The 14094-nt window shown below is 67.1% G+C and carries 17 protein-coding genes and 1 tRNA gene; 15 read left to right on the forward strand and 3 right to left on the reverse strand.

Annotated elements, in window-relative coordinates; translation table 11 throughout:
- Positions 1 to 2 precede the first annotated feature (2 nt).
- From SALMUC_RS18695 to SALMUC_RS18705, 3 genes are read left to right on the forward strand one after another with little or no spacing between them, the layout of a single operon-like run.
- Positions 3 to 218 (forward strand): phage head-tail joining protein, encoded by a 216-nt coding sequence (locus SALMUC_RS18695; protein ID WP_020039159.1) that lies wholly within the window; start codon positions 3 to 5, stop codon positions 216 to 218.
- 2 nt (positions 219 to 220) lie between these two features.
- A complete protein-coding gene (locus SALMUC_RS18700) occupies positions 221 to 550 on the forward strand; it encodes a DUF2190 family protein (protein ID WP_020039160.1) in 330 nt (109 codons plus the stop codon).
- 4 nt (positions 551 to 554) lie between these two features.
- On the forward strand, positions 555 to 764 hold the full coding sequence (locus tag SALMUC_RS18705; protein WP_020039161.1) for a hypothetical protein: 210 nt from the start codon (positions 555 to 557) through the stop codon (positions 762 to 764).
- Here SALMUC_RS18705 and SALMUC_RS18710 read toward each other — a convergent pair.
- The gene (locus SALMUC_RS18710) at positions 731 to 2002 is read right to left on the reverse strand and encodes a DUF6538 domain-containing protein (protein WP_020039162.1); all 1272 of its coding nucleotides are present in this window, start codon (positions 2000 to 2002) and stop codon (positions 731 to 733) included. The genes SALMUC_RS18705 and SALMUC_RS18710 overlap by 34 nt on opposite strands.
- Positions 2003 to 2136: 134 nt before the next feature.
- Positions 2137 to 2226, reverse strand: a tRNA-Ser gene (locus SALMUC_RS18715).
- Positions 2227 to 2427: 201 nt separating this feature from the next.
- On the opposite strand from SALMUC_RS18715, the gene SALMUC_RS18720 reads away from it, so the two are divergent.
- The 5 genes from SALMUC_RS18720 to SALMUC_RS18740 all read left to right on the forward strand — a co-directional run bounded on the left by SALMUC_RS18720 (position 2428) and on the right by SALMUC_RS18740 (position 6408).
- Positions 2428 to 3249: a DUF2059 domain-containing protein gene (locus tag SALMUC_RS18720; protein WP_021120631.1), complete on the forward strand. Its 822-nt coding sequence runs from the start codon at positions 2428 to 2430 to the stop codon at positions 3247 to 3249.
- 209 nt (positions 3250 to 3458) lie between these two features.
- On the forward strand, positions 3459 to 4085 hold the full coding sequence (locus tag SALMUC_RS18725) for a 50S ribosomal protein L21 (RefSeq protein ID WP_020039164.1): 627 nt from the start codon (positions 3459 to 3461) through the stop codon (positions 4083 to 4085).
- 19 nt (positions 4086 to 4104) lie between these two features.
- Positions 4105 to 4374, forward strand: coding sequence for a 50S ribosomal protein L27 (rpmA, locus tag SALMUC_RS18730; protein WP_020039165.1), 270 nt, complete (start codon positions 4105 to 4107; stop codon positions 4372 to 4374).
- Between the two features lie 165 nt (positions 4375 to 4539).
- Entirely contained in the window at positions 4540 to 5088 is a 549-nt protein-coding gene (locus SALMUC_RS18735) for a GNAT family N-acetyltransferase (protein ID WP_020039166.1), read from the forward strand.
- 108 nt (positions 5089 to 5196) lie between these two features.
- On the forward strand, positions 5197 to 6408 hold the full coding sequence (locus SALMUC_RS18740; protein WP_020039167.1) for an MFS transporter: 1212 nt from the start codon (positions 5197 to 5199) through the stop codon (positions 6406 to 6408).
- Positions 6409 to 6494: 86 nt separating this feature from the next.
- Here the strand turns inward: SALMUC_RS18740 and mepK are convergent, their stop codons facing one another.
- Positions 6495 to 7064, reverse strand: coding sequence for a peptidoglycan L,D-endopeptidase MepK (mepK, locus tag SALMUC_RS18745; RefSeq protein ID WP_037372318.1), 570 nt, complete (start codon positions 7062 to 7064; stop codon positions 6495 to 6497).
- Between the two features lie 343 nt (positions 7065 to 7407).
- Here mepK and SALMUC_RS18750 point away from each other — a divergent pair, with 343 nt between their 5' ends.
- The 7 genes from SALMUC_RS18750 to SALMUC_RS18780 all read left to right on the forward strand — a co-directional run bounded on the left by SALMUC_RS18750 (position 7408) and on the right by SALMUC_RS18780 (position 13867).
- Positions 7408 to 9024, forward strand: a complete 1617-nt coding sequence (locus tag SALMUC_RS18750; protein WP_051155954.1) for a L,D-transpeptidase family protein — start codon at positions 7408 to 7410, stop codon at positions 9022 to 9024.
- Positions 9025 to 9053: 29 nt separating this feature from the next.
- Complete coding sequence (lpxD, locus tag SALMUC_RS18755; RefSeq protein WP_020039170.1) at positions 9054 to 10145, forward strand: UDP-3-O-(3-hydroxymyristoyl)glucosamine N-acyltransferase; 1092 nt, start codon at positions 9054 to 9056, stop codon at positions 10143 to 10145.
- Positions 10146 to 10187: 42 nt separating this feature from the next.
- Complete coding sequence (locus tag SALMUC_RS18760) at positions 10188 to 10448, forward strand: acyl carrier protein (protein WP_020039171.1); 261 nt, start codon at positions 10188 to 10190, stop codon at positions 10446 to 10448.
- Positions 10445 to 11656 (forward strand): beta-ketoacyl-[acyl-carrier-protein] synthase family protein, encoded by a 1212-nt coding sequence (locus SALMUC_RS18765; protein WP_020039172.1) that lies wholly within the window; start codon positions 10445 to 10447, stop codon positions 11654 to 11656. Before SALMUC_RS18760 ends, SALMUC_RS18765 begins: the two co-directional genes overlap by 4 nt.
- A gap of 150 nt (positions 11657 to 11806) precedes the next feature.
- The gene (locus SALMUC_RS31225) at positions 11807 to 12082 is read left to right on the forward strand and encodes a helix-turn-helix domain-containing protein (RefSeq protein WP_037372320.1); all 276 of its coding nucleotides are present in this window, start codon (positions 11807 to 11809) and stop codon (positions 12080 to 12082) included.
- Between the two features lie 139 nt (positions 12083 to 12221).
- Positions 12222 to 12923: an autoinducer binding domain-containing protein gene (locus SALMUC_RS18775; protein WP_020039174.1), complete on the forward strand. Its 702-nt coding sequence runs from the start codon at positions 12222 to 12224 to the stop codon at positions 12921 to 12923.
- Positions 12924 to 13006: 83 nt separating this feature from the next.
- A complete protein-coding gene (locus SALMUC_RS18780) occupies positions 13007 to 13867 on the forward strand; it encodes an acyl-homoserine-lactone synthase (protein ID WP_020039175.1) in 861 nt (286 codons plus the stop codon).
- Positions 13868 to 14094: the final 227 nt, after the last annotated feature.

Consider the following 14094-nt stretch of genomic DNA (forward strand, 5'->3'; position numbering starts at 1 on the left):
GCATGGCGACCGTGGCTGAGCTGACCAAGATGCGGGCGGACCTCCATGCCGCCCGCATGACCGGGGCACGGGAGTATCAGGACCAGAACGGCGAAACCGTCGTCTACAAGTCCGACTCCGAGATGGCCCGGGCGCTGGCGGCGCTCGACGCCGAGATTGCGGCGGCTCAGTCCAAGCCGCCGTCCACCATCCTCTTCAAAACGAGCAAAGGACTCTGACGATGAAGAACTATGTGCAGAAGGGTGAGAACATCACCGTGACCGCGACCGCCGCCGCCAGTTCGGGCGAAGGCGTCCTTGTGGGCAGCCTCTTCGGCATCGCCGCCGGGGACGCCGCCATTGGCGAAGACCTCGACCTTGTGACGGTGGGCGTCTTCACCATGCCCAAGGTGAGCACCGACGCCTTCACCGTGGGGGCCGTCGTCTACTGGGACGACTCCGCCGGGCTGGTCACGACCGACGACGACACCGGCTCCAACCCGGAAATCGGGCTGGCCGTGACCGCCGCCGCCAACCCCAGCGGCACCGTCAACGTGCGGCTCAACGGCTGAGACGATGAACGCCCCGGCCACCATCACCTCCGACCTGCTGCGCCTCCACAGGGCGCGGGACAAGGTTGCGCGGCTGGTGGTGGCCGATCCGGTCTATGCGCCGATCTTCCAGCGCCTTGAAGCTGAGATTGCCGAAGCTGAGGCCGCCGAAGACATCGTGGCCCGCGCCCGGGCCGTCGCTCAGAAGGCCAGAGGCGACAAGACTTCGCGCTGATATTCCAGCGTGGCACCGTCGCCATACTCTTCCCGGGTGAGGCGATGACCCATCAAATCCCGCCGCACCCGCTCATCAACCTTGGCCGCAAGCAAGCGGTCCTCAAAAGCGTGTCGCAACGAGTAGAGCGAATGACTGTCAGTTTGCAGCAACCCGTTTTCCCGCAGGAACTTGTTCACGACACCGGACAGGCTGGCAGAGCTGTCGCGGTAGCGCGGGAAGCCGGCCGGGAAGCCGCGCATGGCTTCCAAGCTCACCCCGGTCAAGGCGATCTTCCGACGCGCCCGGCGGCTCTTGAGCTGGCGGCCTACGGGCTCAATCGAGATGTGGGGCACGTTGGCCTTGAGGTGAATCGTCTCGGGCGTCAGGGCGGCAATCTCCGAGGGCCTGCATCCGGTGTTGACCATCACCAGCAAGATGGCCCGGGCCTCATCGTTCAAGCCGTCCAGAGCCCCCGGAGCCAAGAGCCTTTCCCGAATCCACGTCTCCGAGAAGGGCGGGCGCTTTTTCTTCTCGCCTTCCTTCAAGGACAGGTCCGAGAGGGGCAAGACCAGCCCCAGCCGCTTCATGCGGTTCACCGTCTTGAGCACGTCGCCAAGGTGGATCAGGTCCTTGTTCGCGCTGTTGGGCGTCATGTCCTCTTCGGCGATGCGGTCAATCCACCAGTCCCGGAAGGCCAGCATGTCGTCTCCGGTTATCTCGGGCAGGGGCCTGTCGCCCACCACGTCCACGAAATTCTTCACCGCCTTCTTGCGCGGATTCTGCCAGCGCCGAAGCTGGTCTTCGCTCTTGCCCAAGGTCTTGTCCTTGGCGAGCCCCCAGTAGAGTTCCAGCGCCCGCGTCACCGTGATGGGCGGCTCAGAGACGCCACCCAAGAGGGCAGCGGCTTCCACCATGTTCGGTTCGCCCTTGTGCTCTGGCACGGCTTCTATGCGGTCCAGAAGGGCCGTGGTGGGCAGCTCCGCCACCTTGGCGGCGGGCATGAACCGGAAGCCCCGGCGCTCTGCCAGCTCCCGGGCCGCCTCAAAGCGGCGTTCCGCGTCCTCTGTGTCTCCCGCCAGCCGTGCTTCCCAAGCCTCTATCAGCTCCGCCCATGCGGCTTCCGCCTTGAGCTTGGCGAGCTGAGCCGAGTCAGTGTGAAGGCTCTGGGAGATCAGCTCACGCGGCTCAATGGGCGCGAACCGCTTGGGCACCCGGCGGCGCAGATGGTAGGTGTTTCCGATCTTCTTGAGAGACATGGGCAGGCCCCAGCGGCGGACAATGTAGCAAAAATGTGGACAAAAAAGTGGACCATTGTCAACCACGGGTTTACGATGACTTCGGCTAAGCGACTGAAATCACTCGTAAACTTGCTCATTTCTGGGAGGAAAAGTGGCGGAGAGACAGGGATTCGAACCCTGGGACCCCGTGAAGGGTCAACGGTTTTCGAGACCGCCCCGTTCGACCGCTCCGGCACCTCTCCGCGGGGGTCGTCGTGGGGGGCCGTTTAGCGTCCTGCGTCGGGCTGTGCAACCGGGAAAATGTCAGGAAATGTTCATCTGCGCATCGAGCGCCCGAGGCTGCGGCACGCGGCGCGTCGTGACTGGCGACTTCCCGCTTCCCCGGCTTGGAAAGCGGCGCCGCAGCGCCTAGGTTCCCGGCCAGCCGACAACGGAGATTCCCGATGCACCTGCGCCTTGCCGCCTGCCTTGCCGCCTGCCTTGCCGCCGCCACCCTGAGCGGCCCGGTCGCGGCGGACCCCACGGACGACCTGCTCGATGCGCTCGGCCTGGCCGAGATCGTGGAGATCATGCGCGAGGAGGGGATCGACTACGGCGGCGAGATGGCGGGCGACCTGATGCCCGGCAACTCGGCCTCGGGCTGGGATTCGGACGTCGAGCGAATCTACGACACCGAGGCGATGGAGGCCTCGGTGCGCGAGAATTTCCGCGCCAGCTTCGACGCGGAGCACGCGGCGCCGCTGCTGGAGTACTTCACCTCGGAGACCGGCGAGCGGGTGGTCGACCTCGAGCTCTCGGCCCGCCGGGCGATGATCGACGACGACGTCGAGACCACCGCGCGCGAGATGTTCCGCGACCTCGACGGCACCAGCGATCCGCGGCTCGACCTGCTGCACGATTTCGTCGACGCCAACGACCTGGTGGAGGCCAATGTCACCGGCGCGATGAACGCGAGCTACCAGTTCTACATGGGCCTGGTGGATGGCGGGGCGCTGGAGATGTCCGAGACCGAGATCCTGTCCGAAGTCTGGTCGCAGGAGGACGAGACGCGCCACGACACGCGCGAATGGCTCTATGCCTTCCTGCTGATGTCCTACCGGCCGCTCGAGGACGAAACGCTGGAGGACTATGTCGAGGTCTCGGCCACCGAGGAAGGGCAGGCGATGAACCGCGCGCTTTTTGCCGGGTTCAACGCCATGTACGACGACATCTCCTACGCGCTCGGGCTGGCGGCCGCACAGCAGATGCGCGGGCGCGATCTCTGAGGCGCGATTGCCCCTGGCGGGGCGCGCACAAGGCTTGACAAGCGGGGCGATCACGGGGATAAGCGCGCACTCGACCCGGGTTCGCCGAACGCCGGGACGATACCATTGACACCACAGCCCGGAAAGGGCGCGCCGTTCGAGGCGGGCGCGAGGCCCGGAAGACCCGCAAGTCGGGCGCCGAAGGACGCGGAAGACGAAGGAAGACGCAGATGTTCGCGGTGATGAAAACCGGCGGCAAGCAGTACAAGGTCCAGCCGGGCGATACGCTCCGGGTGGAGAAGCTGGCCGCAGACGCGGGTGAGACCGTGCAGTTCAACGAGATCCTCATGCTCGGCGGCGACAGCACCGTCGTGGGCGCGCCGCTCGTGGCAGGTGCCGCGGTGCAGGCCGAGGTGATCGACCAGATCAAGGGTGACAAGGTCATCCACTTCGTCAAGCGTCGCCGCAAGCACAGCTCGCAGCGCACCAAGGGCCACCGTCAGCACCTGACGCTGCTGCGCGTGACCGAGATCCTGTCGGACGGCGGCGACAAGACCGGCGTGAAGGCCGCGATCGGCGCGGGCGCCGCGGGTCTGCCGGGCACCGGCACCGACCGCTACGCCGAGAACCGTGACGACCAGTCCGAGATGATCGCACAGGTCAGGAACGACGAGGCGAAGGCGATGTCGGCCGGCGACGACCTGACCGCAATCACCGGCGTCGGCCCCGCAGCCGCCGCCAAGCTGAACGAAGCCGGCATCACGACCTACGCCGAGCTTGCCGCAGTGGATCCCGAGACCTTCGAGGGCACCAAGGTGAAGCCCGAGTGGGTCGAACAGGCCAAGACGCTGGCCTGAAGGTTAAGGAGAGAGAGTTATGGCACACAAGAAAGCAGGCGGTTCCTCCCGTAACGGGCGCGACTCCGCGGGTCGCCGCCTTGGCGTGAAGCTCTACGGCGGCCAGTCGGCCATCCCGGGCAACATCATCATCCGTCAGCGCGGCACCAAGTTCTGGCCGGGCGAAGGCGTCGGCATGGGCAAGGATCACACGATCTTCGCGACCGAAGAAGGCGCCGTGAGCTTCCACAAGGGGCTCAAGGGACGCACCTTCGTATCCGTGCTTCCCGTGGCGGAAGCCGCCGAGTAAGCCGATCTCGCAAACAGACATCTGAGGGGGATCGGCGGACCGCCGGTCCCCCTCGGTTTTCGGGGCCTGGCGGTCCTGATCCGCGGGGCGGGCGGCCCACCCGGCCGTCCCGCATCCCCCGGCGCGCGTGCTCCGGGGTCTCAGGTGCATAGGAGGAGAGTGCACATGAGCGTCGACCAGATCGATACCACCAACGCGCAACCCGTGATCGAGGCGGGGCGCTTTGTGCTGCGCCCGGTGCGCCGCTCGGACGCCGGGCTGATCTCGCACTACACCGCCGACGAGCGGCTGGCGCGGATGACCACTTCGATTCCCCATCCCCTGCCGCCCGGGTCGACCGAGGCCTTCATCGCGCGCGCCATCGCGGCCGACCGGGTCGAGGATATCTGGGCGATGGATGCCACGGGCCACAACGGCGACGAGCTGATGGGGGTGATCTCGCTCGAGCAGGTCGACGACGGCCGGGTGGAAATCGGCTACTGGGTGGCGCCGCCGTTCTGGAACACCGGCCATGCCTCCGAGGCGGTCGGCGCGCTGGTGGAGGCCAACCCGACGGGGGCCGAGACCATGTTCGCGAGCGTCTTCCAGGACAACCCGGCCTCGGCCAGGGTTCTTGTGAACCAAGGGTTCGAATACATCGGCGATGCCGAGGCCTTTTCGGTCGCGCGCAACGCCACCGTGCCGACCTGGACCTACCTGCGGCGGATGCGCTGAGGCGCGCTCTGTGCGCTGACGGCGTCCGGCCTGTGCGCTGACGGCCTTTGATTGGCCACCGGATCGGTTATGTCCTGACAATTAGAACACGAACTGTCAGGACATTCGATGCTGAGTTTTTTCCGCGACCGCCGCGCGGTGGCGCTGCTCATGGCAGCGTCCCTTACCGTGCTTTCGAACATGATCATCAGCCCGGCGCTGCCCGGTCTGCAGGCCAGCTTCGAGGGCACGGACAATGCCGAGCTTCTGACGCGGATGCTGGTCACCGCGCCGTCGCTGCTCGTGGCGATCTGCGCGCCCTTCGCGGGCATGAGCGCCGACCGCTTCGGGCGAAGGCGCCAGCTGCTGGCCGGCGCGCTGCTGTTCTCGATCGCGGGCTGCGCCGGGGCGGTGCTGCCCAGCCTCGAGCTGATCCTGGCAAGCCGGCTGCTGCTGGGCCTTGCCGTCGCGCTGGTGATGACCAGCCAGGCGGCGCTGATCGGCGACTACTTCTCGGGCGAGAGCAGGGGCCGCTTCATGGGGCTGCAGATCGCGGCGGTGAACTTCAGCGGTTTCGCCTTCGTGGGGCTGGCGGGCTGGCTGGCGGGGATCTCGCCGCGGCTGCCCTTCGGGATCTATGGGCTTGGGGCGCTGATCCTGCCGTTCCTGGTCATCGCCATCGTCGAGCCGCTGCGCGGGGCGCGCGCGGGGACCGCGTCGCCCGAGGCGCACCAGGCGCAGATCACCAGCGGGACCGATGGCGAATCCGACTGGGTCCTGACGCTGTCGGTCGTGGTGGTGCTTTCGGCGCTGAGCTTCGTGCTGTTCTACATGATCCCGACGCAGATGCCCTTCTACCTCGCCGAGCTGGGCCATTCCGAGCCCTCGGCCCCGGCGCAGGTGCTGGCCATGGTGACGCTGGCCGGCGGCGCCGCGGCGCTGGTCTTTGGCCCGGTGCGCGCGCGGCTGGGGCGCGGCATGACCCCGGCGCTGGGATATCTCTTGATGGCCGCGGGCTTTGCGGTGCTGGACTGGGCGCACGACATGACCTTCATCAGCATCGCGGCGATGCTGGTGGGCGGGGGATTCGGCTTCACCATGCCGACCTTCTTCTCGCTGGCGCTGGACGTCGCGCCGGCGGCGCGGCGCGGGCTGGCCTCCGGGGCGATCACCACGAGCATCTTCGTGGGGCAGTTCATCTCGCCCTTCTACAGCACGCCGCTGATCTCGGCCGTGGGCTACGAGGCGAGCTTTGCCGTCGGCGCGGTGATCCTGGTCATCATGGCCGTGGTGGTGATGCTGAAGTTCCACCGCCGCGGCGGGGCGCCCGTGCTGGCCTGAGGGCCGGCCGGGCAGGGCCCACACGAAAAAGGCGCCCCGCGGGGCGCCTTTTCCGATTCTCACTGTCCTGTAACGTCGGGCGCTGTTCAGCTGCCCCAGCTGCGGACCGGGCCGCAGTCCATGTGCACGAAGTCCGAGCCCGAGTAGCGGCCGACGCCGCCGGCGCGGCAGGCCTGGGCCGCGCGCGCCATCTGGTTGACCGAGCGCGAGCCGAGGTGCAGGTCGGCCGCCTCGCCGCGCAGGTGGCGCGAGTTCTTGGCCACGCCCGACGAGCGGCGACGCAGCATCGCGTTGGTCTTGGGGCTGCGGTAGCCCGAGATCAGCATGTAGGGTTCGCTGACGTCGAGAAGATTGTGCGCGGCGGTCATGATGTCGATCGTGCGCGCATCGATGTTCTTGACGTCATCGGTGCGCCAGTCGCGCATGAAGTAGTTGATTTCATTGAGGGCGTCGGTGATGTACTGCCCCTCGACCCAGTAGATCATGTCGAGTTTTTCGCCCGTGCGGGCCGAGTACATCTTGATCCGGCGAATATCTCCGCCTCCGCGAAGGAACCCTGCAGCATTTGCGTACGTTGGTGCTGCGGAAACCATGGTGGCGGCGAACGCGCCAAGAAGTCCGCGGCGCGTGAGGCCGCTTGCCGAGTTTTCAGTCATATCGAGCGCCTGTCCCGTATAGTCGCTTTACCTGTTCACCCGCCTCGTTGGGCGGGCCTGCCATCTCTCCCCAGATGCAGGTAGTGTATGCCATACCTTGTGGATCGTCGGAAGGCGCAGATGATGAGAATCCAAACTATCAAGAGTTTTCGGCAAGTTTCTGCGCAAACCGCGGGAAGCGTGGCACGATTGCGTCCGCAGGGCGTTGTGCGATGCACGCATGCCGCACAGTGATCTCCGATCCGCCTCTGGCGCAAAAGTGAGTAGACAGTTCAGAGGCTTGGTCGGATCATTTCACGAATACCGGACCCGTTTTGACAAGAGTTTGACCGCGATGAGAATTATGCCGACCCCGCGTCCCCTCCGCCTTGCCATGACCGCGCTCGGTGCCGCCTGCTTCCTGAGCCTGACGGCGCCGCTGCCAGCGGGCGCCCAGGGGCTGGGGCTGACCGCCTACAAGCAGGCGGTGGCGGAGACCCTCGACGACGACAGCATCGCGAGCTTCTACCGGGGACGTGACTTCGCGCCGCTCTGGACCGGGCCCGATGCCGCCTCGACCGCCCGGCGCGCGGCGCTGATCGAGGCGCTGCAGAAGGCGCCGCTGCACGGCCTGCCGGCGCGGCGCTACGACGTGCCGGGACTGATGCGCGCCATGCAGCGGGTGGAAGGCGAACGCGCGCGCGGCGAGCTGGAGGTGCGGCTGAGCCGGGCCTTCATCGATTTCGCGAATGACCTGCAGAGCGGGGCGCTGGAGCCCCGGCGCGTGGATTCGGGCATCAAGCGCGAGGCGCCGCGTCGCGACAGCGAGACGCTGCTGCGCATGCTGGCGGGCGGCGACGCCCGCGCGGCGATGCAGCAGCTTGCACCGCGCACGCCGGAATACGCGCGACTGATGCGTGCCAAGCTGATGCTGGAGCGCGACGTGGCCCGTGGCGGCTGGGGCGAGCCCATCCGCACCGGCGCGATCGAACCCGGCGAGAGCGGTGACGCGGTGGTGCGCCTGCGCGACCGGCTGATCGCGATGCACTACCTCAAGCCCACGCTTTCGGCGAGTTACGACGAACCGATGCAGGATGCCGTGGCGACCTTCCAGGAGGACCACGGCCTCAAGGTCGATGGGGTCGCGGGCTCCTCGACCCTGAGCGCGATCAACGTCTCGGCGCGGGACCGACTGAAATCGGTCATCGTGGCGATGGAGCGCGAGCGCTGGATGAACCTGCCCGACGGGCTGGGCAAGCGCCACATCAAGGTCAACCTGACCGACTTCCACGCGCAGATCATCGACGACGGCAAGGTGACCTTCCGCACGCGGTCGGTCGTGGGGCACCAAGACCCGGACCGGCGCACGCCCGAGTTCTCGGACGAGATGGACCACATGGTCATCAATCCGTCGTGGTACGTGCCGCGCTCGATCGTGGTGAACGAGTACCTGCCGCTGCTGCGCCGCAACCCCGGCGCGGTGAGCCATCTTCTGATCACCGACAGCCAGGGGCGTCGGGTGAACCGGGCGCGGGGCTTCTCGCAGTACTCGGCCTCGAGCTTTCCGTTCTCGATGCGCCAGCCGCCGGGGCCGAAGAACGCGCTCGGGCAGGTGAAGTTCATGTTCCCGAACAAGTACAACATCTACCTGCACGACACGCCCTCGAAGCATCTCTTCGACCGTCAGCAGCGAACTTACAGCCACGGCTGCGTGCGGCTGAGCGACCCCAAGGACTTCGCCTACGCGCTGCTTGCGCGGCAGACGGACGATCCGCAGGGTTTCTTCCAGTCGCGCCTGCGCACCGGGTCGGAAAGCCGGGTGAACCTGGACAAGCCGGTGCCGGTGCACCTGATCTACCGCACGGCCTACACCACGCCCAAGGGGCAGGTGCAGTTCCGTGACGACATCTACGGCCGCGACGCGCGCATTTGGAATGCGCTCGAGGCGGCGGGGGTGGCGCTCCTGCCTGTGCAGAGTTAAGCCTTCGGGGAGCGATCCCGGAGGTTTCCATGTCCCATACCATCGCAGAGATCGCCGCCGCGCTCGGGCTCGAGGCGGCCGGCGACAGCGGTCTGCGCGTCACCGGCGTGGCCGAGCCCGCGATGGCGGGGCCGGACGAGCTGGCCATGGCGATGAAGCCCGAGTTCGCGGCGCAGCTGGGCGAGGGCCGGGCGCGCGCGGCGATGCTCTGGAGCGGCGCCGACTGGCGGGAGATGGGGCTGGAGGCGGCGCTGCTGGCGCCGCGTCCGCGCTACGCCATGGCGGGCCTTTCGGCGATGATGGACCCGGGGCAGGGGCATGCGCCGGGCATCCACCCCTCGGCGGTGATCGACCCCTCGGCCGAGCTGGGCGAGGGCGTGAGCGTCGGGCCGCTGGCGGTCATCGGCCCCGAGGCGCTCATCGGCGCGGGCTCGGTCATCGGGCCGCAGTGCCACGTCGGCTGGCAGGCCGAGCTGGGCGCGGGCGCGCTGCTGCAGGCGGGCGTGCGGATCGGCGCGCGGGTGCGCATCGGCGCGCGCTTCATCGCGCAGCCGGGTGCGGTGGTTGGCGGCGACGGCTTTTCCTTCGTCACGCCGGAACCCTCGGGCGCCGAGCGGGCGCGCGGCTCGCTGGGACAGGAAGGCACCGAGAGCGAACAGGCCTGGGCGCGCATTCACTCGCTGGGCGCGGTGACGCTGGGCGACGACGTCGAGATCGGGGCCAACTCCTGCATCGACCGCGGGACGGTGCGCGACACGGCGATCGGCGACGGCACCAAGCTCGACAACCTCGTGCAGGTCGGCCACAACGTGGTCGTGGGCCGCAACTGCCTGCTCTGCGCGCAGGTGGGTATCGCGGGCTCGACCCGGGTGGGCGACAACGTGGTGATGGGCGGCCAGTCCGGCGTCTCGGACAACCTTTTCGTCGGCGACAACGTGGTTCTGGGCGGCGCCTCGGTCGTGCTGTCGAACGTGCCGGCGGGGCGCATGATGCTGGGCTACCCGGCCGTGAAGATGGACAGCCACGTGGAAACCTACAAGGCGATGCGCCGCCTTCCGCGCCTGCTCCGTGATGTCGCGGCTCTCAAGAAAGCGGTTTCCAAGCTGGGCGGGAATGAGTAGATCGGCGGCATCATCCGTGCGACGAAGAGGGAGCGCCGCGCCATGAGTGTCAAGGACAGGGTCATCGCGATCATCGCGGAACAGGCCGTGCTGGAGCCGTCCGACGTGACGATGGACAGCACCCTCGAGGACCTGGGGATCGACAGCCTCGGTCTCGTGGAGAGCATCTTCGCCATCGAGGAAGAATTCGACATCTCGGTTCCCTTCAACGCCAACGAGCCCGAGCAGAGCGATTTCGACATCTCGTCGGTCGCCAGCATCGTGGCCGGCATCGAGAAGCTGATCTCCGAGCAGGCGTCGTGAAACGGGTCGTCATCACCGGCGCGGGAACCATCAACGCGTTGGGACGGGGCGTTCCGGACACGCTCGAGGCCATGCGCGAGGGGCGCTGCGGCATCGGCGAGCTGGAATTCCGCGACGTCGAGCGCCTGGCGATCCGCATCGGCGGGCAGATCAAGGGCTACGTCCCCGAAGATACCTTCAACCGCCAGCAGCTCGCGCTATACGACCGCTTCACCCAGTTCGCGCTGATTTCGGCCCGCGAGGCCATCGGCCAGTCGGGCCTGAGCTTCAGCAACGGGCTGGCGGAGCGCACCGGCGTGGTCTTCGGCACCTCCGGCGGCGGTCTGAACACGCAGGACGAAAATTACCGTTCGGTCTACGAGGAGGGGAAGAACCGCGTTCATCCCTTCGTGGTGCCGAAGCTGATGAACAACGCGGCCGCGAGCCATGTCAGCATGGAGTTCGACCTCAAGGGCCCGACCTTCACGGTGGCGACGGCCTGTGCCAGCTCGAACCACGCCATGGGGCTCGCCTTCCAGATGGTGCGCTCGGGGGCCTGCCCGGCGATGATCACCGGCGGCACCGAGTCGATGCTGTGCTTCGGCGGGGTGAAGGCCTGGGAAGGCCTGCGCGTCATGTCGCGCGATGCCTGCCGGCCGTTCTCGGCCAATCGCAACGGCATGGTGCAGGGCGAGGGCGCCGGCGTTTTCGTCTTCGAGGACTACGACTACGCCCGCGCGCGCGGGGCCGAGATCCTGGCCGAGGTGGTGGGCTTTGCCATGACCTCGGACGCGTCGGACATCGTCATGCCCTCGAAGCAGGGCGCGGCCCGGGCGATCACCGGCGCGCTGGCCGACGCCGGGATCGACGCGGGCGAGGTGGGCTACATCAACGCGCACGGCACCGGCACGGCGGCCAACGACAAGACGGAATGCGCCGCCGTGGCCGACGCCATGGGCCAGCAGGCGGACCGGCTGATGATCTCCTCGACCAAGGCGATGCACGGCCACTGCATCGGCGGCACCGGCGCGGTCGAGCTGCTGGCCTGCATCATGGCGCTGCGCGACGGCATCGTGGCGCCGACCATCGGCTACGAGGAACCCGACGCGGAATGCGCGCTGGACGTGGTCCCCAACGAGGCGCGCGAGGCCGAGGTGGGCGTCGCGCTGTCGAACGCCTTCGCCTTCGGCGGGCTGAACGCCGTGCTGGCCCTGCGCAAGGCTGGATGACGGACGTCGCGGTCGCTGCCGCGCGGACCCGCGAGAGTGTTTCCCCGTTGCAAGGGCGACGAAGGTCTTCCCCGGCCGGGGCTGTTTGACGTTGAGTTCCGGGCCTTGCCCTGCAAACTCGGCCGCGAGGCAGACGGAGGGTGATCCTGCATGAACCACATCGATATCCTGGTCGGACGCCGAATCGCCGAGGCCCGCTCAAGACAGGGGCTGGCACGCGAGGCACTCGCGCGTGAGCTGAATATCGCTCCGTGGTTAATCGGTGAAATCGAGGATGGGCGCCGCAGGGCCTCCGCTCGGCAGCTTTTTGCCATCGGCGACCTTTTGGGGGTTGCCGTCACGAGATTCTTTATGGGAACCAAAGGGGGACAAGTGCAGAGTCTGTGCCCGGCCACATTGTTCAGACCCGGCCGGTGCAACCTCTGAGCCACTTTGGCGCGTTTTCCAGGTCGCATCCGGATGCGGTCTTTGCGTTTTTGGTTGCCTGCTGCCACAATCAGCACGAGACTCCGGACGAGACGTCCTGACCATCAGGGTTGGTCGCTCCGATATTGAAAGGCCTGTCTTGTCCGTTATTGACCTGAGCAAACTTCCGTTTCCGGAAAACGACCTCAAGTCTTTCCTCGACCAGGTTTGCGAGGCGAACGAGCTCGACTACGCGGCATACGCGGGGATCAACCCGATTGCCCAGACGGTGCACGGTTTCGTCAACTACCCGGACGAATGGCAGACGCTCTACGTCGACCAGGGATTTCAGAACAGGGACCCGGCGCTGCTGGCGGCGAGCCGCAGCATCGCGCCGGTCGATTGGCAGCGCCTGCGCGGCGAGCAGAGCTTCAAGTCGATCTTTCGCGCGGCGCATGATTTCGGCATCTCCGAGCAGGGGATGACCATCCCGGTACGCGGGCCCTATGGCGACATGGGCATGTTCAGCGTCACGCGCGACTGCCCGGACGAGGAATGGCGGCTGCTCAAGCGCAAGGTGCTGGGCGAGCTGCAGACCGCCGCCGTTCACCTGCATGACCATGTCATCAGTTCGCAGGCGCTCACGCGCGTGCTGCATCATCCGGCGCTGTCCAAGCGGGAAATCGAGATCCTGCAATGGATCGCGGCCGGAAAGACGCAGCAGGACGTGGCCGACATCTTGACGATTTCCAACCGTACGGTAGAAGTTCACCTTCGGTCAGGACGGAGCAAGCTGGGTGCGCTCACCACATCGCAAGCCGTCGGACGCGCAATCGGCCTTGGGTTGATTCACCCCCTGTGAACCATCCTACGGGATTTCCCCAATAGAAACATTCGCCGGTCCGAAGGAATATCTCCGTACAAACACGCTTACGGAGAGGCACCATGATCCTTGTTGTAGACGGGCTCAATCGACACCGATACACGAAACTGCTCGACCAGATGTTCGAACTGCGCGCGCGGGTTTTCCGCGATCGTCTTGGGTGGGACGTCAAGGTCGAGGACGGGAAGGAAATCGACGAGTTCGATGCCCTGGACCCGGCGTATATCCTCGGACTGAATGACGAAGGCCGCGTCGTGGCCTGCGTTCGCGCCCTGCAGACCACCGGTCCGCACATGCTGTCCGACGTCTTCTCGGCAATCCTCGACGGCGAGCCGCCGCTGCGCAGCGCGACGATCTGGGAATCGACCCGGTTCTGCGTCGACACCGACGTGCTCGACCGCGGCACATCGCGCCACTCGGTCAGCTTCGCGACCTGCGAGCTGATGGTCGGCGCCCTGGAGTACTCGCGAGACGCGGGCATCACGGACATCGTGACGGTCATCGACCCGATCATGAACCGCGTGCTCAAGCGCTCGGACTGCGCGCCCTACGACTATCTCGGCTCGACCACGCCGATGGGCAAGACCTCGGCCATGGCCGCGCTGCTCGACTGCACGGACGAGCGCATCGACCGGGTCCGGGCCTTTGCCGGGATCGAGGGCGACGTCTTTGCCGACGCCGAGACCGAGGCCGCGCTGGCCGACGATGCGCCCGCGCAGGGCGGCGGCGCGGACATGGGCTCGCTGTTCGACCTGGTGCAGGCTCAGCCGGAGCCGCAACCCACCGAGCTCGAGCAGTACTGCCTCGACCAGGTGGCGGCGGCCGAGACCGACGAGGAGCGTGACGCGGCGCGCCGCCTGGCGGCCGAGCTGTGCCGCGCCGGCATGGTGAGCGACCGGGCGCTGGCAGCCATCAACTGCTGAGCTCGGGGCCGGCCGGATAGCCCGGCCTTGCCAATCGATGCCGTGCGCGCCAGCGTGCGCGGACAGGACAAGACTGTTGCAGGTTGGATTTGCCTCTCCGCCTGCGGCAGGATTGCACGCGTATGTCCGGCTCTTGCGGGCGGCGCGCTGCGATCGTGACGAGGCAACCGACCCCTGCCGCCTTCGACCGTCATCGTCGGGGGCGTGATACCCGCGCGACTCCGGCT

Origin of the sequence: Salipiger mucosus DSM 16094 (genome assembly GCF_000442255.1) — a bacterium.
GTDB classification, from domain to species: domain Bacteria; phylum Pseudomonadota; class Alphaproteobacteria; order Rhodobacterales; family Rhodobacteraceae; genus Salipiger; species Salipiger mucosus.

Excerpts from the sequence above, each read along its gene's own strand:
- SALMUC_RS18760 (WP_020039171.1), top strand. The coding sequence starts at position 10,188 with ATGAGTGTCAAGGACAGGGTCATCGCGATCATCGCGGAACAGGCCGTG.
- SALMUC_RS18705 (WP_020039161.1), top strand. The coding sequence starts at position 555 with ATGAACGCCCCGGCCACCATCACCTCCGACCTGCTGCGCCTCCACAGG.
- SALMUC_RS18735 (WP_020039166.1), top strand. The coding sequence starts at position 4,540 with ATGAGCGTCGACCAGATCGATACCACCAACGCGCAACCCGTGATCGAG.
- SALMUC_RS31225 (WP_037372320.1), top strand. The coding sequence starts at position 11,807 with ATGAACCACATCGATATCCTGGTCGGACGCCGAATCGCCGAGGCCCGC.
- SALMUC_RS18710 (WP_020039162.1), bottom strand. The coding sequence starts at position 2,002 with ATGTCTCTCAAGAAGATCGGAAACACCTACCATCTGCGCCGCCGGGTG.
- lpxD (WP_020039170.1), top strand. The coding sequence starts at position 9,054 with ATGTCCCATACCATCGCAGAGATCGCCGCCGCGCTCGGGCTCGAGGCG.
- SALMUC_RS18750 (WP_051155954.1), top strand. The coding sequence starts at position 7,408 with ATGCCGACCCCGCGTCCCCTCCGCCTTGCCATGACCGCGCTCGGTGCC.
- SALMUC_RS18740 (WP_020039167.1), top strand. The coding sequence starts at position 5,197 with ATGCTGAGTTTTTTCCGCGACCGCCGCGCGGTGGCGCTGCTCATGGCA.
- SALMUC_RS18695 (WP_020039159.1), top strand. The coding sequence starts at position 3 with ATGGCGACCGTGGCTGAGCTGACCAAGATGCGGGCGGACCTCCATGCC.
- SALMUC_RS18720 (WP_021120631.1), top strand. The coding sequence starts at position 2,428 with ATGCACCTGCGCCTTGCCGCCTGCCTTGCCGCCTGCCTTGCCGCCGCC.
- SALMUC_RS18780 (WP_020039175.1), top strand. The coding sequence starts at position 13,007 with ATGATCCTTGTTGTAGACGGGCTCAATCGACACCGATACACGAAACTG.
- SALMUC_RS18700 (WP_020039160.1), top strand. The coding sequence starts at position 221 with ATGAAGAACTATGTGCAGAAGGGTGAGAACATCACCGTGACCGCGACC.
- rpmA (WP_020039165.1), top strand. The coding sequence starts at position 4,105 with ATGGCACACAAGAAAGCAGGCGGTTCCTCCCGTAACGGGCGCGACTCC.
- SALMUC_RS18725 (WP_020039164.1), top strand. The coding sequence starts at position 3,459 with ATGTTCGCGGTGATGAAAACCGGCGGCAAGCAGTACAAGGTCCAGCCG.
- mepK (WP_037372318.1), bottom strand. The coding sequence starts at position 7,064 with ATGACTGAAAACTCGGCAAGCGGCCTCACGCGCCGCGGACTTCTTGGC.